This is a genomic window from Rufibacter sp. JT3400010 (assembly GCF_054956755.1).
In genome coordinates this window covers 1-19,767 of sequence record NZ_JBUDXA010000006.1, presented here as the reverse complement: position 1 = coordinate 19,767, position 19,767 = coordinate 1, and the positions used below count along the sequence as shown (strand labels likewise).

Annotated in this window: 17 protein-coding genes; 10 read left to right on the top strand and 7 right to left on the bottom strand. The window is 49.4% G+C overall.

From position 1 onward, the window contains the following. Positions 1-34 precede the first annotated feature (34 nt). Complete coding sequence (locus ACY0JR_RS07790; protein ID WP_462633385.1) at positions 35-1,303, bottom strand: sensor histidine kinase; 1,269 nt, start codon at positions 1,301-1,303, stop codon at positions 35-37. Beyond that, a complete protein-coding gene (locus tag ACY0JR_RS07785; protein ID WP_462633384.1) occupies positions 1,300-1,977 on the bottom strand; it encodes a response regulator transcription factor in 678 nt (225 codons plus the stop codon). Before ACY0JR_RS07785 ends, ACY0JR_RS07790 begins: the two co-directional genes overlap by 4 nt. 392 nt (positions 1,978-2,369) lie before the next feature. Between ACY0JR_RS07785 and cmoA the strand changes: the two genes are divergently transcribed. The 7 genes from cmoA to ACY0JR_RS07750 all read left to right on the top strand — a co-directional run bounded on the left by cmoA (position 2,370) and on the right by ACY0JR_RS07750 (position 7,712). Beyond that, positions 2,370-3,131, top strand: coding sequence for a carboxy-S-adenosyl-L-methionine synthase CmoA (gene cmoA / locus ACY0JR_RS07780; protein WP_462633383.1), 762 nt, complete (start codon positions 2,370-2,372; stop codon positions 3,129-3,131). Beyond that, positions 3,132-3,854, top strand: a complete 723-nt coding sequence (locus ACY0JR_RS07775; RefSeq protein ID WP_462633382.1) for a methyltransferase family protein — start codon at positions 3,132-3,134, stop codon at positions 3,852-3,854. It abuts the gene before it with no gap. Between the two features lie 203 nt (positions 3,855-4,057). Beyond that, complete coding sequence (locus ACY0JR_RS07770; RefSeq protein WP_462633381.1) at positions 4,058-4,921, top strand: phosphatase PAP2 family protein; 864 nt, start codon at positions 4,058-4,060, stop codon at positions 4,919-4,921. 205 nt (positions 4,922-5,126) lie between these two features. After that, positions 5,127-5,888 carry a DUF2490 domain-containing protein gene (locus ACY0JR_RS07765; protein WP_462633380.1) on the top strand — a complete coding sequence of 254 codons (762 nt, stop codon included), beginning with the start codon at positions 5,127-5,129 and terminating at the stop codon, positions 5,886-5,888. A gap of 90 nt (positions 5,889-5,978) precedes the next feature. Further along, positions 5,979-6,494, top strand: coding sequence for an AAA family ATPase (locus ACY0JR_RS07760; protein ID WP_462633379.1), 516 nt, complete (start codon positions 5,979-5,981; stop codon positions 6,492-6,494). A gap of 8 nt (positions 6,495-6,502) precedes the next feature. Further along, entirely contained in the window at positions 6,503-7,384 is an 882-nt protein-coding gene (locus ACY0JR_RS07755; protein WP_462633378.1) for an aldose 1-epimerase family protein, read from the top strand. Positions 7,385-7,502: 118 nt separating this feature from the next. Next, on the top strand, positions 7,503-7,712 hold the full coding sequence (locus tag ACY0JR_RS07750; RefSeq protein ID WP_462633377.1) for an alkylphosphonate utilization protein: 210 nt from the start codon (positions 7,503-7,505) through the stop codon (positions 7,710-7,712). 283 nt (positions 7,713-7,995) lie between these two features. Here the strand turns inward: ACY0JR_RS07750 and ACY0JR_RS07745 are convergent, their stop codons facing one another. Then, positions 7,996-8,802, bottom strand: coding sequence for a penicillin-binding transpeptidase domain-containing protein (locus tag ACY0JR_RS07745; protein ID WP_462633376.1), 807 nt, complete (start codon positions 8,800-8,802; stop codon positions 7,996-7,998). Positions 8,803-9,087: 285 nt separating this feature from the next. Between ACY0JR_RS07745 and ACY0JR_RS07740 the strand changes: the two genes are divergently transcribed. Then, a complete protein-coding gene (locus ACY0JR_RS07740) occupies positions 9,088-9,510 on the top strand; it encodes a hypothetical protein (RefSeq protein WP_462633375.1) in 423 nt (140 codons plus the stop codon). 164 nt (positions 9,511-9,674) lie between these two features. Here the strand turns inward: ACY0JR_RS07740 and ACY0JR_RS07735 are convergent, their stop codons facing one another. The 4 genes from ACY0JR_RS07735 to ACY0JR_RS07720 all read right to left on the bottom strand — a co-directional run bounded on the left by ACY0JR_RS07735 (position 9,675) and on the right by ACY0JR_RS07720 (position 15,440). Next, on the bottom strand, positions 9,675-11,060 hold the full coding sequence (locus tag ACY0JR_RS07735) for a hypothetical protein (protein WP_462633374.1): 1,386 nt from the start codon (positions 11,058-11,060) through the stop codon (positions 9,675-9,677). Positions 11,061-11,135: 75 nt separating this feature from the next. Then, positions 11,136-11,657 carry a nuclear transport factor 2 family protein gene (locus ACY0JR_RS07730; protein WP_462633373.1) on the bottom strand — a complete coding sequence of 174 codons (522 nt, stop codon included), beginning with the start codon at positions 11,655-11,657 and terminating at the stop codon, positions 11,136-11,138. 70 nt (positions 11,658-11,727) lie between these two features. Continuing rightward, the gene (locus tag ACY0JR_RS07725) at positions 11,728-12,327 is read right to left on the bottom strand and encodes a hypothetical protein (protein ID WP_462633372.1); all 600 of its coding nucleotides are present in this window, start codon (positions 12,325-12,327) and stop codon (positions 11,728-11,730) included. 833 nt (positions 12,328-13,160) lie between these two features. After that, a complete protein-coding gene (locus ACY0JR_RS07720) occupies positions 13,161-15,440 on the bottom strand; it encodes a T9SS type A sorting domain-containing protein (protein ID WP_462633371.1) in 2,280 nt (759 codons plus the stop codon). A gap of 406 nt (positions 15,441-15,846) precedes the next feature. On the opposite strand from ACY0JR_RS07720, the gene ACY0JR_RS07715 reads away from it, so the two are divergent. Continuing rightward, positions 15,847-16,971 (top strand): N-acetylmuramoyl-L-alanine amidase, encoded by a 1,125-nt coding sequence (locus tag ACY0JR_RS07715; protein ID WP_462633370.1) that lies wholly within the window; start codon positions 15,847-15,849, stop codon positions 16,969-16,971. A 425-nt stretch (positions 16,972-17,396) separates the two neighbouring features. Then, positions 17,397-19,767, top strand: a 2,371-nt coding sequence (locus ACY0JR_RS07710) for a penicillin-binding protein 1A (protein ID WP_462633369.1), incomplete at its 3' end; no start/stop codon positions are given.

The window sequence follows — 19,767 nt, the reverse complement described above, 5'->3', positions numbered from 1 at the left end:
CCAATGCTGTTTATTCTGGCAAACAAAACCTGAACTACGCCAGTTGAGTCGCCCCGGCAAAATTGATCTCCAGCGTGTGTTGCTCTTTTTCGACCTGATATTGGACCTGCCAGTTGTAGAGGTGGCAGATAGTGCGCACAATGGCTAGGCCCAACCCCAAAGACGAGGAGGAGGCATCTGCTTTGCTGAAACGCTCAAACAGAAAGGCCGGAGAAGAAGACAGGGGCTTTCCTGAGTTGCTTACCTGTAAGGTGTTTTGTTTTACCGCAATGGAGATGAACCCTTTAGGCACGTTGTGCTTAATGGCGTTGCTGAGTAGGTTGGTGAGCAGCGCGTCTACCAGCGCCGGATTGGCAGATACCTCCACACTTTCAGGCTTTTGAAAGGTCACGTCCAGTTCTTTTTCCTGAATGAAGTCTTCCAGTTCGGCTACTTGTTTACGGACCAGTTCTGGAATGTTAAGCTGCTGGGTGTAAATAAACTGCCGGTTTTCAATCTTAGTCAATAGTAACAGGGTCTGGTTCAGCTTAGAGAGTTTCTGAACAGCGGTGCCGGCGGTTTGAATGTGCCTGGCCTGGGTCTCTGTTAAGGCAGGGTCTTGCAGAAGTTCGTCTAGTTTGGTTTGCACCACCGCTAAAGGGGTCTGCATCTCATGCGAGGCGTTTTCAGAAAACTCTTTGAGGGCCATGAAATCTGTGCGCGCCTTTTCAGTGAGACGGCGCAGGGCCGCGTTCATTTCCTTGAATTCTATGATGCTGGTGTCTTGCAAGGACAAAGGACTTGGCTGGTGCAGGGAAAAATTCTTAAGCGCATCCAGGGTTTGGTAATATGGATTCCAGACAGTGCGGTAAATGCTTCGGTTCATGAGGGACAGGCAGATGAGCAGACATCCCATGATCAAGGCCAATACGCCGCCAATGGTGATCACGTAATCAGCGTGTTCCACAATCATTTGCCGGAGCACAATGGAGTAGGAGTGACCGTTTATGTTTCTGATGGAAGTCACTTGCCTAAATGTTTCTTCTTCGCCCTCCACATTGTCAAACATGACGGTATCTGTCACCCAGAGACGTTCAGGTAGGTGCGTAGGCAGTTGGGTAACCTCCAGCACCGGCGGAATTTTAGCCGGGGTTTGGCCGCGCTCCAGTTGTTTGGCAATTCTGCGTTCGGTGTTTAAAAGCTGCTCATTGGCTTCATGGTCAATGTTGGCGGTCATGAAGAAGTAAAGCAGTACGCCCGCCGCCAAAAACAGCAAAGAAGAGAAAATAATATAGGTTCGGCTGGTTTTCTGGAGGAGTCTCATGGTGCCGCAAATTTATAACCTACGCCGTACACGGTCTGTAAATAATCTGTACCCCCGGCTTGCAAGATCTTGCGGCGCAGGTTCTTGATGTGGGTGTAAATAAAGTCGAAGTTATCGGCGGAGCCGGAGTGGTCACCCCAGATGTGTTCGGCAATGTTCTCGCGGGAAAGGACGCGTTGTTTGTTCGTGATAAAGTAGAGTAGCAGGTCGTATTCCTTCTTGGTGAGGTCCAGGGGTTGGCCATGCACCTGGGCCAGCATGGCATGCGGCACCACTTCAATCTCCTGAAAAACCACTGAGGTATTGCCGTTGAATTTCCTTCGGCGCAGAATGGCGTTTATTCTGGAGTTCAGTTCAGCCAGAAAGAAAGGCTTCGTCAGGTAATCATCGGCACCCAGGTCCAGGCCGTTCAGTTTGTCGTCTAGAGAATTTTTGGCCGAGATAATGAGAATACCAGTGTCTGGTTGCTGCTTTTTGAGCGTGTGCACCAACTGCAGGCCGTTGCCGTCTGGCAGGGTAATGTCTAAGATAACCAGATCATACTGGAACAACACTATTTTCTCCTCCGCCTCTTTGTAGGTTGGCGCTTCTTCACACACAAAGCCTTCTTTTTGTAGGTAGCTGGAAGTAGTGCTCAGTAAGTTGGCTTCGTCTTCTACTAGAAGTATTTTCATGGTGCGTCAAAGTAACGAACTATATTCCACATCAGAGGTACTCCTGGCGTTGGGCGCTTCCGCCGTTTTGCCCTGTTTTTCAGATTTCGGGGTGAAAATAAGATAAGTGCGACTAAAGTCTTGCCTCAGAAGCCTGCGTATTTAAAGGCTTCAGACAAAACACGTTAAAACATGAGCAGATGTGCAACTTTGCTGAATGTTTATTGCTATATTTTGTAAATATCAGATGGTACTATGTGAGGAAGGCGGGAGTACAGGATTTCTACAGAATTTGTTTCTTCCTTTAACCTTTAGGGTTTATTGCCTTAGCCAGGAGTACCCCGCTCTGCTAGGTTTTCTACCTGTTTTGCCAAGGGGTATGTGTGTAGGATCAATTAAAAGAGAAGTAGAAAATGGACTATTTAGAAAAAGCTGGCACGGCCGAAGAGAACCGGGACGAAGTTTTCAAAGATGACATCAAAGAGGCCTCTGATTTTGCTTTCAGCTCTAAAGTAGCGAAAGTGTTTGATGACATGGTGAGCCGCTCAGTGCCGTTTTACGGCGAGATGCAACGCATGATTGCCGAACTAGCCGCCGACCACGCCCAGCCTAACACCAACGTCTATGACCTGGGTTGTTCCACCGGTACCACCATGATTGGCATGGACACCATGATGGCCCCAGACATAAGGTTTGTGGGCGTAGACGATTCCGCCGATATGCTCACCAAGTGCGATGCCAAGTTGAAAGAAGCCGGTGTGGTGCGCCCGTATTCCCTGGAACTGGCCAACCTGCAGGAGCAGGTAGAAATCAAGAATGCCTCTGTGGTGGTGCTTTGCCTCACGTTGCAGTTCATACGGCCTATTCACCGCGAGAAACTGCTGAAAAAGATAGTAGACGGACTGGTACCCAATGGCGTGCTCATTCTGGTGGAGAAAATCCTGACGGAAGACAGCGTGTACAACCGTGACTTCATTAAGTACTACTACAACTACAAACGCCGCAACCAGTACAGTGAGATGGAAATCTCCCAAAAGCGCGAAGCTCTGGAAAACGTGCTCATTCCTTATAAACTAAGCGAAAACATCATGCTGCTACGCGAGGCGGGCCTTGAGCAGTGTGAAGTGTTTTTCAAGTGGTACAATTTCTCTGGGCTTATCGCAATTAAGAAGTAGATGATTTCTATTGGTAATTTCTTTTTCAAGTACAGAAATGTACTTTTCATTTTTCTCTATTTAGCGCTTTTTATTCCCTCACCAGATATCTTCAGACCAGAGCAGTTTGGAGAGAAGTATTACCTCTGGCCCATTGTGCTGGGGCTGGTGGTGACCATTACCGGGCAGGCCATCAGGGGGGCTACTATTGGGTTGGCCTACATTATCAGGGGCGGCAAAGACAAGAAAGTGTACGCCGAGGAACTAGTGACCCAGGGCATTTTCAACCATTGCCGCAACCCCTTGTACGTGGGCAATATTCTCATGCTGGTAGGCGTGGGTATTCTCTCCAACTCTTTGCTGTACATGGCGGTACTCATTCCATTGTTTCTGTTCATTTACCAGGCCATTGTACTAGCCGAGGAGAATTTTCTCAGGGGTAAGTTTGGGGCTTCTTTTGACGCGTACTGTGCCCGTGTGAACCGTTGGCTCATTAATCCCAGCGGCTTAGGGGAGACCTTCCAGAGCATGGAGTTCAAGCCCAAACGGTGGATTTTGAAAGAGTACAACACGCAGTTTGTGTGGCTGGCCGGTATCACGCTCATCCTGTTGTTGTACTATCCGCAACTCACGCATCATGATGGCCAACTCAGAAATATGCTACTTGTCTCTATCATTCTAATGCTGGCTGTGATTTACTTTACGGTGCGTTATCTGAAGAAATCTGGCAAGTGGGTAGCCTAGTGAAGCAAGAAAAGCAAACTTTTAAAGTAAGCGTTTCTCAATCCTGAAGCAATTCTGAAGGTGGGGCACATTGGTAGGGGTAAGAACCTGTTTTAACGCAAAATCAGCCATAAACTGAAAAAAAAGAGGATATAGGGGCAACCCTTTACTTTTTTTTAACGATTAAGCAGATACTACTTTCTCACCTACTAATTGTCGGTTTTATGAAAAACATAGTACGTATCTGGTTTGTTCTTACTTTCTGTTTTGGAATCTGCACTCCAGAACTTAGAGCACAGGAAGCAGACTCTCTTAAAAAGTACCAGGAACCCGTTGCGGTAGATACCTTAAAAAAGTACCAGGATTCCGTTGTAACGCCAACCAAAGCTCCGTTTTTTAAATCGAAGGCATTCAAGGCCACCATCATTCCTGCTATTTTGATAGGGTATGGCTTAAGCACCATTGGTGACCGCGGTATTTACAGTAGCAAAGATGCCCAACGCGATATCCAAAAACATTTTCCTAATTTCCATACCTCCATTGACAACCCGTTGCTCATAGCGCCCTATGTAGAGTTAGCGGCGGCCAACCTCTTCAATATAAAGTCAAACAATGACTTCCTGAACACGTCCATCTTGATAGTAAAAGCCGAGGCCATTTTTGCCGTCACGGTATTTGGGATAAAAAGCGTGTCAAACCAGTTGCGGCCAAACGGAGAGAACTATGAATCTATGCCCTCTGGCCATACGGCCCAGGCGTTCCTGGCGGCGTCTATCCTCAACTCAGAGCTGAAACACAAAAGCCCCTGGTACGGCATTGGCGCTTATACCATTGCCACCAGCGTGGGCGCGTTCAGGATGCTGAACAACAAGCACTGGCAGTCTGATGTGTTTGTGGGCGCAGGTATTGGCATGCTGTCTTCCCACTTAGCCTACCTGTCGCACCGGAATCGTTGGGGACGTAAGCCATCTTTTGTTATGTCACCTACTTATATCTACGGAGTGCCGGGTTTTGCCCTGTCCGTAAACCTGGATGATCACCGTAACCGGAAGAAGAACCCCATTTATTACCAGACGGCCCTGAACTAACCATCTGCATAGACTCTCTGCTTGAAAATATGTTTCTAACCCGCAGCTTCGGCTGCGGGTTTTTGGTTTGTGGGTGGTTCTGGTGTGTAGGACACGTTTTTAGAAAAAGAAGCATAAAACAGGCAGTTTCAAGTTGGGCTTGCTATTTTTGGCATTCCTGCTGCGCTGGTGGCGTAACAGGAACGCCATCTCCAACTTCTCACCTATGAAAAAACTTTTTCTTTTGTGCCTCCTGCTGACTGATTTCGTCTTGCCCGAGGAAGTGAAAGCGCAGAACAACCGGCGGCATGATTCCAATTTCAACGGCTGGTACATGTACTTCGGGACGCACCGCTTCACTGATAAGTGGAGTCTACACACCGAGTTCCAGTTGCGCCGCTACAAAGTAATCACAGAGCCGCAGCAGTTTATGCCCCGTGTGGCAGCCGTCTACAATCTCTCAGACCGGGCCTCTTTAGCGGCAGGCTACGCCTACGTACACACCTACCCCTACGGCGACAACCCCGCCAGCGAAGATTTTCCCGAGCAGCGTACCTACCAGCAACTACAGTTCAGAGACAACCAAGGCCGGTTTATTTTGCAACACCGGTTTAGGCTGGAGCAGCGCTGGGTTCAATTTGCCGGGACAGAAAACTACACGTATCTCAACCGCGCCCGCTACCAGTTCAGAACCACCCTGCCGCTGCAAGGCGCTACCCTGGAAGACCAAGAGTTTTACCTAGGGCTCTATGACGAGGTGTTCGTGAACTTCGGGTCTAACGTGACCAACAACATCTTTGACCAGAACCGCGCCTATGCCGCCGTGGGCTACCGTTTCCACAAAGACGCTGCGCTGGAGGTGGGGTACCTGCACCAGCACGTGGCCCAGCGCAACGGCACCTGGTTTGAAAGCAACCACACCCTGCAGGTGGGGCTCACCTATAACCTGGACTTCCGGAAGAAAACGGCCGCCGTTCCCGCTCCGTAAATTTGAGTACCTTGCCCTTGCAACCCACCTGTTTCGGGACCGATTCCCAAAAAACGGCCCCGAAACAGGCAAGCCCTAAACGTCAATCTTTTGCTTAAAATAGCGATCACTGGCCCTGAGAGTACCGGAAAGTCTACCTTGGCGGCAGCGCTGGCCCAGCACTACGGCGCGCCCTGGGTGCCGGAATACGCCCGCACGTTTCTGGACGGCTTAGGTCGGCCGTACGAAGCCCCCGATCTGGAAACCATTGCCAAAGGGCAACTGGCGCTCTGGCAAGCCGAAGCCGACAAGAACCCTCCGCTACTTTTTCTGGACACTGAACTGCTGGTGCTCAAAATCTGGTCTGAACACGCGTACGGCTTCTGCTCAGATTTCATCCTGTCCCAACTCAGGAAACAGAACTGCGACCTGTACTTGCTCCTGAACGTAGACTTACCTTGGCAGCCTGACCCGCAGCGCGAGCATCCGCATTTGCGGCAGTTTTTCTATGACTGGTACAAGCGCGAACTGGAACAGATGGGCGTGCCCTTCGTAGAGATTTCCGGCTCCGCTGAAACAAGATTCCGCAACGCGGTGCAGGCCGTGGAGCAAGTGCGTCAACGTTAATATGTGATATGAAAGCAACTTACCTAGAGAATGAATACGTGCGCGTAGGCGTGAAAAGCGCCGGTGCCGAACTGTGCAGTTTCCTCAAAAAAGAGGGCAACCGCGAGTACCTTTGGCAAGCCGATGGCACTTTCTGGAACCGCCACGCGCCGGTGCTGTTCCCCATTGTAGGCCGTTTGCCCCAGGACCAGTACCTGCACCAGGGGCAAACCTACTCGCTGCCGCAGCATGGCTTCGCCCGAGATAAGGAATTTGAACTGGTGGAAGAGCAGGAAAACCGTCTGGTTTTTGAACTGAAAGCCACGGAGGAAACCAGAAAGATTTATCCGTTTGAATTCGCGCTGCGCATCATCTATATCTTGCAGGGCCAGACGCTGGAGGTGACTTGGCAGGTGCAGCACTTGGGCGAAGGCGAGATGCTGTTTTCCATTGGCGCACATCCGGCTTTCAACGTGCCTATGCAGCCCGGCGGCAAATTTGAAGACTATTATCTGGAGTTCTCCCAACCCGAAACCCTGTCGCGCTACCTGCTGGAAGACGGGACCGGCCTGCAGAACGACCAAACCGAACCCGTGCTGGACAATATGGCCATTCTGCCGCTGCGCTATGAGCACTATGAGAAAGATGCCATCGTGTTCAAAAGCTTCCGCTCAGACCGCGTGACCCTCAAGAGCGACCAACACCCGCATTTCGTGCAGATGCAATTCGCCAACTTTCCGTACCTGGGCATCTGGACTAAACGCGTGGGCGCGCCGTTCCTGTGCATTGAACCGTGGTATGGCATTGCGGGCAGTGCCGGTGAACCCATCGAGCTCCGCGATAAAGAAGGAATGCAGTCCCTGGGCACCAACGAAACGTTTGAAGCCGCTTATTCCATCACCATCGGCTAGCTGCGTTTAGAGGTTGTTTTTTGGGAAACAGGTCCGCTTTGTTTCAGGTTGAATACTGTAGCTTTGCGCAACGGCTGAACACCAGAAGAAAGGCCGATTTTTAGCAACTGAAACCATCATGGAAGTAAGAGACAGCAACGGAAACCTGCTCAACGAGGGCGACTCGGTAACGGTAATCAAAGATTTAAAGGTGAAGGGCTCCTCTACCACCATCAAACGGGGAACGGTGGTCAAAAACATCAGGCTAACTGATGACGAAGCGGAGATTGAAGGCCGCGTGGAAAGAACCGTCATGGTTTTGAAAACCGCCTTCCTGAAGAAAGTTTAATCATGAAAAAGGCGCTCTCCAGCGCCTTTTCTTTTTAGGAAAGCCAATGTGATTCCCTCGCCCTTGCTGCGTGTTTTCACCAGCAAGCAGGAAAGGTCCATTCCCTCGGCAGAAGTACCTCGTTACAGGGTAACGAGGCTACACTAATGTTCTGTAACGTCGTACGCGTTCCTTCTTTGCCGGACGCCTCTGGCGAGCACACCAACAATGTTTGTTTGTGTCTGAAGCATGTTCTGCGTTTAGAACCTGTTTTTCTGAAATGCGGTCTAAAACGGGAAAGAGGCTACAGCGCCGGTATAATGCCCAATTGCCGAAGAATTTGGGCGGTGATGGTTTTTCGGCAGGCCGCGAAGTTCTCGTTTTGGGTGTTCTGGTCTTTGTGCAACCGCGTCGCGAAGAAGTAGGCGTTGCCTTTGGTTTCCACGTAGCCAATCCACCAACCGCTGCTGGTGCCACCGTAGCTGGTCAGGCCGGTTTTGCCGCGCAAGGTGTACGCGGGTGTTTGTTGGGCCACCATCATCTGTTTCACTTTCTGGATGTTCTCTTTGGCGAAAGGCAGTTTCTCTTCGTAGAACTTTTGGAGGAACGCTATCTGGGCTTTGGGCGAAATGGCGAAATTGCCGTAATTCCAGAAATCGGCGCCTTGCGCGTTCGTGAATTTTCCGTTTCCGTAGCCGCAGCGTTTAAGCCAAGTCTGGTATTTCTTCTGCCCAATGCGTTCGGCGAGCCGCACGTAAAACCAAACCGTGGAATTGGCGAAGGCGTTCTTCATGTCCGTGTCGGCGTTCCAGGCAGGAATGCTGCGCTGTTGGCCGTCCCACTTCAAAACTTCGTTTTCGTCGCGCACCGCTTTCTCTTCCAGCAGAATCAAGGAGTTTAGGATTTTGAACGTGGAGGCGGGGAGAGAGGCACGGTTCGCGTCTTTTTCATCAGTATAAATCCAGCTTTTCTTCGCGTAGTCATAGATGGTGGTGCTGCCCTCCACGGCGCAGTCTTTAAAAGGCTTCTGTAGGCTCTGCCCCCAAGCCAGTTGCGGTAGTAACAGGCAGAGAAAAGAGATAATATTGAGCTTAAATGGGGTATGGAGCATAGCTAGCGAAAGAACTGGAATACTGGAACAGAGATTACGAAGGTAATCGGCTTGGCCGCAAATTGGGTACTCCGCTGTTTCTTAACAAAAAGATAATCTGGCAAACAAATGCGGTTGCCACCGGTTCTACAAAATAGAATACTGCCTTGGTTTGCCTATAAGCGCTAAATATCCTTGAAGTGAGCGCTCGCTATCCTAGGCAGCGTGCTGAAACCCAGATAAAAAGGCTTATCTTTCCTAAGCCTTTCGTTTTATCTCCTTAATTGCGTTATCATGCGGAAAGAATTGAAGAATTTATTTGACAGGACCTTCTACGTGATAGAGCACCGGCAAGACCTGAATTTCATTGACACCGTGTGGTTTGGATATGCGTCACAGAATGACCTCAAAAAGGCGTGTGAAGTAGGTTTGGAAGTGCTGGAGCAATCTAAGTGCGCTTATAAATTAAACGACAACAGTGCCTATACCGGCCCATGGGCAGACGCGGTTGCCTGGCTGGAAAAAGAGTGGTTGCCCAGGGCCATCAAAGCTGGCTTGCGCTATTTAGCCCATGTGGCTCACAAACATTCCTACGGTGAAACCGCCGGCGAAGTAATGCAGGTAAGCAAAATAGGCGAGTTGTTGGAGGTCTGTATTTTCACCTCACGGGAAGAGGCCATTGCCTGGCTTAAAAGCTGCCAAAGTAGGAAAGCAGAGGTAAGCGTTTAACGTCTTGCAGAGCTCTTTAGGGCCTGTTTTTGCTAAAACAGAGCGTAAACAAGACATTTCCCTGTTCAAGAGGCCGTTCTGCTTCGGTTTCTTCGCTTATGCCAAACCTGATGCGTGTAAGCGAACGTACTTCCTGTTTCCTGGGGCAATTACCCGTAAAAACGTTAAAGGGTGCGGGTTTTTATCTTCTGCAAATTCTGCTTAAATCTTTCAACGGGAGCATTTCCTTTGCCGGCCAAGCTGACGGCCTTCTGTTGCATGGCCTCGGCCTCAGCGTAAAGTTGCAGTTGGTAGAGCAGGTGCGCCAAGGTGTCATAATACGGAGCGAAAGGTTCTAGCGCAACAGCACGCTTGCTCCATAGCATGGCTTTGGTGAGATACGCAGTGTTTTTGGTGCCGGTCTCATAGATAGAATAAGCCGCGTTGTTCAGTTGCATCACAAAGGAAGAAGAACTGCTGGAAACAATGGCAGTTTCCTCCCGCACCACTTCCTTTGAGGTAGGAGCTCCAGAATTTCTTTTGGACGAAGGCGGCAATAAATTCTTACGGCGTTCTGCTTCCGCCGCCATTATTTTCTTCACAGAATCTGCCGAGAGCGCCATGTAGTAGCGTTCATAGAAATTGACGGCTTCTCTCAGGTAGTTGGCCGTGTCCTTCACCGATTTATAATAAGAGACCATGTTGGACTGGTACGCCCTTTGCCCCTGCACAAAATTGTTCCAGGTGGTTCGGGCAAATTGCGCGCCCTTCTGTGCCAAGGCCACGTCTTTGGTAACGGTGGCCTTGCGCATGGTATTACCAATGATGCTGTTGTTGATGTCTGACCGTTGGGTATATGGTAGCGACCGGTAAAGACTGTCCACAATGGTTTTGTTGGAACGGGAAAACACAAACGCCTTGCTGTCTACCACGGGACCCTGCTCCAGAATGAACTGCACGGTAGAGAATTTGTCGAATTCGCTTACCGGCAATTGGCTTACGTACGTTTCCAGTAATTCCAGATCGGGTGCCAGGCCCATCTTCTGGCGCAGTATCAGGTATTGTTCCAGAAAATCGGGGGTTCTTCTGCCTTGGTCAAACTCCTTTTGGAAATGACTGAGGTTGTGCGTGCTGGCCAGGTTCTCTCTAAAAGCCTTCAGGTCATCCAAGTATTTCCGGGGACCGCTGGAATTGCTGGTGCTTCGGTGAATCAAATTGCCGTCAGAGCTAAGATACAAGTAAGTAGGGTATTGCTTCACCTTATACTGGCGAATCAACTCGCTGCCTTTTGGCGTGTTCCGTCGCACCAATACGTTTAAAAATTGCGCATTGAACGCTTTCGCCACCTCGGGGCTCTCCAGGGCACTGGTAAAAGGTTTGCCTCCCGCAGGGTTCAGGCGCGGTCTGTCAGATAACATCAAGTGGATGAAAACGGGTTTGCCTTCTGTTTTGGCTTTGGCCAGAACTTCTTCCAGCGTTCCTTTTTCATAATTAATTTGCTGGGCCTGGGTTTTTACGGCAGAAAAAAGAAAACACAGGAAAAGGAAGAGTGAATAACCAGATACTTTCATTTGTTTAAAACAAGACGTAGGCGGGAGACAAGTTAATGTGGGTGTGCGCGGGCGACATAAAAATATGGACTTGCTTTACGGGGTAGATTTCCCTTTAGCGGCTTGGGCGGCTTTCAGGTCACAGTTTTCTTTGCGGCGGGTGTCTGTGATGGAGAAAATTTTCCAACCGTCTGCGCTACGGTAGAGCTGGAACGCATCTGCGCCGCAGTGGCTGAAGGTGTCGCCCAGGTAAAACGCATAATCGCACCACAGGGTAGCCAAATCGCCGTCAATGTTCACTTTCACGTTCCAGATGCGCTCATCCAACATTTTCTCATGTTTTTGACCAATACTCTTTATAAACGCATTCATGGGTGTCTCGCGCGGAAGCACAGTGCCGTCTTTGCCTGCGCCCACTGAAAACAGCCGGGTCGTTGGAGCCAGCACCGAACGGGCCATGGTACTGTCGCTCGCGCGCATGCCATCAAAGAAACGGATCACGGCGGCCTCTACAGCTTTGGCATCTGGGGAGAGCGTGGCGGGTGCCGCTTTTTTGGACTGGGCCATTGTGGCTCCGCCGAAGAACAAGCAGAAAGAAAGCAGGAGAAGTGTACGCATGCAGAAAAGGTTAAAATGGTTTATGACGATCAAATAAGTAGTCAGAGAAAATCAGCAGGGGTAGGCTTTCTTAGATAAGAATCATTCTGTCCTGCAGCAAAGCCCTGAGTTCGGGCGGAAGCCCAAAGTGAGTGTCCATGAAGTCATCCAGAATTTGACGGGTTTGCGGCGAGATAAGCCGCTGCATTTCTTCCATCGCCTCGGCGCAGATAAGATAGGGAATGTAGGTGTACAGCAAATTTTCACCTTGACACTGCGCGAAAATCTGGTATTCTGTGCAAGCTGTACGCGGCGTGCCCGTTACCATGCAGTGTGAGAGCCAATTGTCCAGCTGAAACGGATCTGGCAAGGAAAGCAGGGCCTCGCGTCGGGCAACTAAGTTCACACGTTCAGCAAAGTACGCCTCAATCCGCTCCTTTGAATCAGTGGATAGTTCTTCTCGTACTTGCTGGGCGCACCTCAGGCACATGGCGTATTCAAACACCACATAGTGTACCCTATCCATCGGGTAAAAACGAATCGATTTTTCTACCAGATAGTTCACATCATCTTTCAGTAAAGCGCGCTTGCAGGTAATACAGGACTGAAACGGCTTTCCTGAGGCCACAGAATGTAATTCACGCGGAAGGGGTTCAAATTCGTTTGAGAGGTGAATTGGAGGTAAATCCATGGGGAGCAGTAAAAGGCTAGGCAGGGCTAAGGTAAGATTTTGCTTGTATTTTGGGAAGGAAGTGTCTGGTTTTAACTCAATTTACGGAAAACAGGTTGGAAATACTTGGGCGTGTAGTTTGCCTGTTGCTGGCGTGGCGGTGGGTGGATGCGGGGCTCTTATGCTTTGTTGTTGCATGGTTTCCCTCCGTGCGCTCACGGCCGCGGGGCCCAGTCTTCCCCTCGCGCACTGCTCTTTCGGCCTGCACTGTTTGTCTCTCTTAGCAAGTGTCTGTTCAGGGCCAAAAGCGAGGCGCGCTCGGGAAAGACTGGAAAGGGGAAAGTAGCGGATGTACTTCTGCCTTTCTAAAGCGGAAACTCCCCCCTTTGAAGGGGTAGGGCCGTTAAGTTCTACATTGGAGGCTTAAACTGCGGTAAAGTCCATTGGCTTTCTTGCAGAGTTTGAGGCTAACGCCTCATTGAAGTTGCAAACTTCAGCTCATTTTAGGTCCAAGGTGAAAACTTGAACCATATCAATTTTTAGAACTTAACGGCCCTGCCCTTTGAAGGGGGCGAAGGGGGATGTTGACACAAGCAGATTACACGCATTCCTTTCTCCTCTGTACATGGTTCAAGTCTGTGCCTTGGACCATGTACAGAAGTTTGCAAATCCGTGAAGCGAGCGTGAGCCTCAAAAAAACGTTCACTGGTTTAGCAACATTGCCTACTCAAAAGACACTCGTAGTGTGCGCAGCTCTTATGGGTATCCTGATAGACATAAAAAAGAATCTCCCCGTGAAGGCCTTTTAACAGGCGCTCACGGGGAGTTTCTTTTCAATTGGTGAACTTCTCTGACTACCGGACTACCAGTCTTTGGGTCTTGGCACCAGCTTTGGAGTTTACGGTGACCAGGTAAGTGCCGGCTTTCAGGTCAGCGGTGGGCAGGATGTCTGTGCCGCCGGCTGGCAAGGTGCGCTGCAGTACGTTTCTTCCCGTCATGTCAGTGACCATGACTGTAGCTTCTTCGCCCGGGGTTAGGCCTTGCATCTGCAAGGTCACCTCAGTACCCTGCGCTGGGTTCGGGTAAAGGGTGAAGGAGAGAGCCTGCGTGCTTTTCGCGTTCACTGAGCGCACTGGGGAGTACTCGTGCTTGCCGTCAAAGTCTACCTGGCGCAGACGATAGTAAGACGTTCCGGCTACTGGGTTGTTGTCCGTGAAGGTGTAGTCAAGGAGCACGCTGCTGGTTCCGTTTCCTTTCACCTGACCAATTTGGATGAAGTTCTTGCCGTCTGCGCTGCGCTCTACCGCGAAGAAATCATTCTCCTTCTCAGAGGCTGTAGTCCAGGTTAGGTCTACCGCGTTGGTTTTTGCTTTTGCAATAAAGTTTACTAGTTCTACTGGCAGAACAACTGGCCCTGTTCCGCTAGGGGCTGCTGAGGAAAATGCTTCATCGTTGGCAACGGTGAAAGGCGAGAAGGACTTTATGCCGGTGCGGGTGATGGAGTAGGTAAGGGTGAGTGGGTCTAATATGGCGGCGGTAGAGGGGGCGGTGTCCCAGGCACCGTTCTCAAAGTGTTTGATGTGGCATTTAAGCGGGTTAAAGCCAGTTAAGATTTCAAGGGCGCTCCAAGTAAGGGTTATGGAAAGGTCTGATCCACCTTTTACATCTTCGCTTACTACCCAGGTTCTGTTCACTACACTGCTTCCTAATACTTTAAGGGGGTCAGGTAGGTCGTTGGAGTATGATCCGTACACTCCCTCTATGATGCTCACACTGAACACATCTTCCTTAGAGCCGGAAGCCAATTTTAACTTTACTGGGTTGTAAGTGGCATTTCCTACTGGCAGTACAATCTCTTCGCCTGCTTTCAAAGCTTTGCGCACGCGGCCTTTTCCGTTTACAACCACGTAATTTGCAGCAGATCCTAGTACCTTGGAATTATAATCTAATTCTAAATCATTGTCGCCAAGCTCCAGTTTGGAATCACGCAGCTCAAGGGAACCTTTGATTTTAACTTTCTTGGAGAACTTGTTTGTTTTGGCGGTGTTGAAGATCACTCTGCCAAACTCAACTCCTTCCAAGATTTCAGTTGGTGCATTTTTTTCAAAAACAACGGTGCTTTTAGCGCTTAACTGGCCTAATGTAGGAATTTTTGGAGTATTAACCACTAAAGTTGCGTTGTCACGGATGTCAATAGGCACTTTGAAATTCTGGGCGCCAGTGGTAGACAACTCAAGTGCTGTTATGCCATTCCCTAAAACTACTTTGGAGTTGATTCCTTCAACAGCCCATTGCGCAGGCAACGTAAAAGATGAACTTGCAGTTGGCGAGTTTACGATATTGAATACCTGATCAGCATCAGTGAAGCTAGTAGGTTGAATAACTTGCCCTAAGAAATCTGCTTGCCAAGTAGCTAAACTAGTAAGGGCTCCCCCGGCTTTGTTATAGTATTCAATCGCACTTACCGGTTCAATCACTACATCATCAATAGATACTCCCCAAAAACCAGGCATATCCCATGAAAGCAGAATTGTGCCGCCAACTGCTAGTTGAACGTCCTTTATGAGAAAGCTTTTCTGTACAAAATATTGGTTTCCGTTGTAAGCTCCTCTTCCACCGGAATTGTAAACGTCTGCTTTGGCTGCATCAACAGAGGTGTAAGTGCTATTGTTGGTGCTAAAGCTAAATTTTACCGGAAAGACATTGCCAGTTGTTTTACGCCATAATTCTGCTTTGTAGCTAACTTTCAAATGCTTGATAGTGCTGCCTGTCAAGTTCTTCATAGCTAAGTTGTAGATAGCTGGAGTTCTGGAGCCAATAGATCTGTCAGCAGTTCCAATGCTTCCATAATTATAGAGAGCATTGTTGTTATTAGAACCATTGTCAGCTATCAAACTAGGAGTTGTAGCAGTAGGCATGTACCAACCAGGTAATGTTGAAAGCGGAAGTGAAACACTGCCAGTAGTTGGCAGGGAGTTGAAGTCCTGCTTATATACATATCCATCTACTGATGTAATGGGCACCGGAGTTTGGGATTGGGCCACCAAGGGAACCAAAGTCATCACTGCACCCGACACTAAAGCCTTCAGGCTTTTCTTAGAATGTTGAAGGAAAGGTAAGTAGAAGTTTCTCATACACTTTTTTACATTCTGGTCGGGGGATTACCAGGGGTTGTTAGATTGAATTATGTAATATGTTATACTGTTTTCTTATTTCTGTTACAAATGTATAGTGCTAGATTTGATTATGCAAATAAAAAGTACGTAAAAACTTTAACTATCTGTATGATGTGTTATATGTTTTTATTAGATAAGTGATATTAATAATTGTGAAATAATGTATTTAAAGCCATAATGCTGAATTTTATCATACTATTTAAAGTGTATAAAATCATAATAATTTTTAGTCAAATTTTATTAAAAATGGCCTAGATCAGCAAAAAACCACAGTTAATTGTCCTAGTTAATAGTGGTGGTGAGCATTTGAAGGGTTGCAAGAGGTAAGAAGTACCTGCTATCAGGTACTTCTTGCCGAAGGGGAATGGCGCAGATCAGAGGGCTGAAACTCTATACATATAATAGAGTGCCTGCCATGATGATGTTTGGGAAGGTAACCCAGCGGGAAGAGGGAGATGCAGCAGATTTCCGGTTGTTCTGGAAGGAGGTGTCATCGCCAACCGAAAATTTCCCATATTTGGCGGAGTTAATGACCACTTCTATGAAACAATTCAGACGCCCGTTCCTTTTTCCGTTAGCCTTTGGCCTGGTGTTGGCTTCGTGTACCAGCAATCCGTACGCCACTACTAACAAAGACTACAAGAAAAAGGTGAAAACCTACGCCAAAACGCTGCGCGAAACGCCAGTCACCAACCCCGGCGAAGACAGCCTCCTACAGGGCGATCAGTGGGTGGGTACCACTAATTTCAACATGCGCAAGCCCAACTACGTGGTTATTCACCATACGGCGCAGAACTCTACAGAACAGACGCTTAAAACCTTCACCATGCCCAAGACGCAGGTGAGTGCCCATTACGTAATTGGCCGCGATGGCAAAGTGTACCACATGCTGAGTGACTATCTGCGGGCCTGGCACGGCGGAGCGGGCAAATGGGGTAATAATACCGACCTTAACTCTTCCTCCATCGGCATTGAACTGGACAACAACGGGGCAGAGCCTTTCGCCGAAGTGCAGATCAACAGCTTACTACAAGTATTGGCCATTCTGAAGAAAACGCACGGTATTCCGGCCGCCAACTTCATCGGGCATTCAGACATAGCCCCCAGCCGAAAGGTAGACCCCAACCCCACGTTCCCCTGGAAGAAACTGGCAGACGCCGGGTTCGGGATCTGGTATGATGAGGAAGCCGTCCGGAATTCAGTTTTTGAATCAGTAATCCCGCTCTACCAAGATTCTACCACTGCGGCAGTTACAGACAATACAGCTCAAACAGCGCCAGTAATGGCTCCGGCTGCGGTAGTGGTGGTAGATACCATTCCGGCTTCGTTTCAGCCCAGAGACGCACTACGCATAATTGGCTATGACGTCAAGAACCTGGATGCCGCCACCAAAGCTTTCAAACTGCATTTCATTCAGAAAGAAGTAAACGGCATTCTTACCGATGAAGACAAGAAGGTTTTGTATCACCTTTACAAAAAGAGCCTGTAAATAGGAAAAAGCAGCTTTCTTGTTCGTTCAAACCATAAATATGGCGCGGAAATTACAGGGCATGGTTCAAGTTTTCAACTTGGACCTAAGATGACCGGAATTTTGAAACTTCCGTGAGGCGAAAGCCTCAAAGACGTTCGCTGAATTTCAGGTTCAACAATGCGCATTTTGAGGCTTTCGCCTCATTGCAGTTACAAACTGCAAGCTATTGTAGGTCCAAGTTGAAAACTTGAACCATGTTCTTTGGAAAATGAATTCGGAAAATGCTTTTGATGGTTCAGCCCTAGCGTAAACCTCAGGAAAGCTGCTTCAATCTGCGGGCTTCTGTACTTATCACCGGCATCTTTCCGTTTTTAACCTGTTTCTTGGAAAAGAAGCGGTAAACCGGAACACAACTTCGGGAAAGCCAACACTTTCCCGTAACTTTGATCGTTTTTGAGAAAGCGGGTTCGGTGCCCGTGAATAGCCGCATGCCAGAAATACAGACGAGTAAACCCCCGCATACCAAATACCATACATGGATTAGGAATCTCTGGAGACTTTTCATCTTCGGAACCCTGTTCATTGTCCTTTATTTTGTCTCCGTTGACCTCAACCTGCTGTACTTGTTTGGGGAGTCGCCGGGGCTAGACGACCTGGAAAACCCCAGAAACAACCTACCCTCTGAGATCTACACCTCAGATGGTTTGCTGGTGGGCCGGTATTTCAGGGAGAACCGCGACTTGGTGCCCTATGACAGCATTGCGCCCATCATGGTCAAAGCCTTGGTAGCCACGGAGGATGAACGTTTCTACGAACACCAAGGCATTGACCCCATCTCGGTGCTGGCAGCCATCAAAGACAACCTGAAGGGAGATTCCCGCGGAGCCTCTACGCTTACCCAGCAGTTAGCCAAAAATCTCTATAAAACCCGTACCAAAAACACCAAGGGCATGCTGGGCCACGTACCTCTGGTGTCTACGGTGGTAGCCAAAACCAAAGAGTGGAACACCTCCATTAAGCTGGAGCAGCGCTACACCAAAGACGAGATTCTGGGCATGTACCTCAATACCGTTGATTTCGGGAGCAACGCCTTCGGGATAAAGGTGGCGTCCAAGACCTTTTTCAGCACCACGCCAGACAAACTGAAGCCCCAGGAAGCCGCCATGCTGGTGGGTGTTTTGAAAGCCCCAACCACGTACAACCCCCGGTTTAACCCCAAGAATGCCTTGGTGCGCCGCAATGTGGTGTTGCAGCAGATGGCCCGTAACAAAGTCATCACTTCGGCTGAAGCCGATTCCCTTTCTGCACTTCCTATTGAACTGAAGTACCACGTAGAACAGCACCTGGACGGCGTACCGGCCTATTACCGACAAGCGGTGAATGAGTTTGTGCGCAACTGGGCCGAAGAACGCGAACTGGATATCTACGCCGATGGCCTCAAGATTTACCTCACCATTGACTCGCGCATGCAGCAACTAGCTGAGGAAGCCTTGCAGGAGAGAATGAAAAGCCTGCAGAGTCGGTTTGAAAACCATTGGCGCGGCAAGAACCCGTGGGTAGACGACCAGAACAAAGAGATTCCGGGTTTCATTGAGAATGCCATCAAACGCACGGGTGTCTACCAGTCGCTCAAGAACAAGTACGGCGATGATACGGCTGCCATCAACGCCGCCCTCAACGAGCCCAAGAAGATGACGGTATTCAGTTGGAAAGGACCCAAAGAAATGACCATGAGCTCCATGGATTCCCTGCGGTACTACAAGAAATTCCTGCGGGCGGGCATGATGACCATGGACCCTTTTTCAGGGCACATCAAGGCGTGGGTAGGCGGCATTGACTACGAGAACTTCAAGTATGACCACGTAAAGCAAGCCAAACGCCAGCCGGGTTCTACCTTTAAACCCTTCGTGTACGGGGCCGCCATTGACGGAGGCTACTCGCCCTGCGACAAAATCCAGGACCAGCGCGTGACCATTAAATACGTAGAGAACGGCAAGCCGATGGAGTGGACCCCGCACAACGCCAGTTACGAAATATCTGGCCGCAACATGACGCTGCGCCACGCCATGGGCCGCTCCATTAATACCGTTACCGCGCAGTTAACCGAGGCCATTGGTTGGGACACCGTGCGTAAGTTCGCCCGCCGTTTGGGAATCACCAGCCCTATTGAGTCGGTGCCGTCCATTGGTCTGGGTTCCTCAGACGTGAGCATTTACGAGATGGTGAATGCCTACAGCACGTTTGTGAACAACGGTTTCCTGAACAAGCCCATGCTGGTCATGCGCATAGAAGACCGCAACGGCAACGTGGTGGAGCAGTTCAATCCGCAGCAAAAACGGGTTATCTCTGAAGAAACCGCGTTCCTGATGGTGCACATGCTCAAAGGCACCATGGAAGAACCCGGCGGCACCTCGCAGGCTTTATGGGAGTACGACCTCTGGAAAAAAGGCAACCAGGTTGGTGGCAAAACCGGAACCACCTCTAACCACTCAGATGGCTGGTACATGGGCGTGACCAAAGATTTAGTGACGGGCGTTTGGGTAGGCGGCGAAGACCGTAGTATCCACTTTAGAACCTCCTCTACCGGCGAAGGTTCCAAAACCGCCCTGCCTATTTTCGGCCGCTTTATGGAGAAAGTGTACCGCGAACCAAGCCTGGGCATCAAGTTAGGCCCTTTCCCTAAACCCAAGGTGAAGATCAACAAGCCCTACAACTGCATCACGCCCGCCCCTCCGCGCCGCCGTGCCGTCATAGACACCATCGCCGTAGATAACTTGTTAGATAAGTTGAACGACAGCCTCTCGTCCCAGTTCT

Coding starts and splice junctions, on each gene's coding strand:
- ACY0JR_RS07730 (WP_462633373.1), bottom strand. CDS start 11,657: ATGCGTACACTTCTCCTGCTTTCTTTCTGCTTGTTCTTCGGCGGAGCC.
- ACY0JR_RS07720 (WP_462633371.1), bottom strand. CDS start 15,440: ATGAGAAACTTCTACTTACCTTTCCTTCAACATTCTAAGAAAAGCCTG.
- ACY0JR_RS07715 (WP_462633370.1), top strand. CDS start 15,847: ATGGCGCAGATCAGAGGGCTGAAACTCTATACATATAATAGAGTGCCT.
- ACY0JR_RS07770 (WP_462633381.1), top strand. CDS start 4,058: ATGAAAAACATAGTACGTATCTGGTTTGTTCTTACTTTCTGTTTTGGA.
- ACY0JR_RS07755 (WP_462633378.1), top strand. CDS start 6,503: ATGAAAGCAACTTACCTAGAGAATGAATACGTGCGCGTAGGCGTGAAA.
- ACY0JR_RS07785 (WP_462633384.1), bottom strand. CDS start 1,977: ATGAAAATACTTCTAGTAGAAGACGAAGCCAACTTACTGAGCACTACT.
- ACY0JR_RS07735 (WP_462633374.1), bottom strand. CDS start 11,060: ATGAAAGTATCTGGTTATTCACTCTTCCTTTTCCTGTGTTTTCTTTTT.
- ACY0JR_RS07790 (WP_462633385.1), bottom strand. CDS start 1,303: ATGAGACTCCTCCAGAAAACCAGCCGAACCTATATTATTTTCTCTTCT.
- cmoA (WP_462633383.1), top strand. CDS start 2,370: ATGGACTATTTAGAAAAAGCTGGCACGGCCGAAGAGAACCGGGACGAA.
- ACY0JR_RS07775 (WP_462633382.1), top strand. CDS start 3,132: ATGATTTCTATTGGTAATTTCTTTTTCAAGTACAGAAATGTACTTTTC.
- ACY0JR_RS07765 (WP_462633380.1), top strand. CDS start 5,127: ATGAAAAAACTTTTTCTTTTGTGCCTCCTGCTGACTGATTTCGTCTTG.
- ACY0JR_RS07725 (WP_462633372.1), bottom strand. CDS start 12,327: ATGGATTTACCTCCAATTCACCTCTCAAACGAATTTGAACCCCTTCCG.
- ACY0JR_RS07745 (WP_462633376.1), bottom strand. CDS start 8,802: ATGCTCCATACCCCATTTAAGCTCAATATTATCTCTTTTCTCTGCCTG.
- ACY0JR_RS07750 (WP_462633377.1), top strand. CDS start 7,503: ATGGAAGTAAGAGACAGCAACGGAAACCTGCTCAACGAGGGCGACTCG.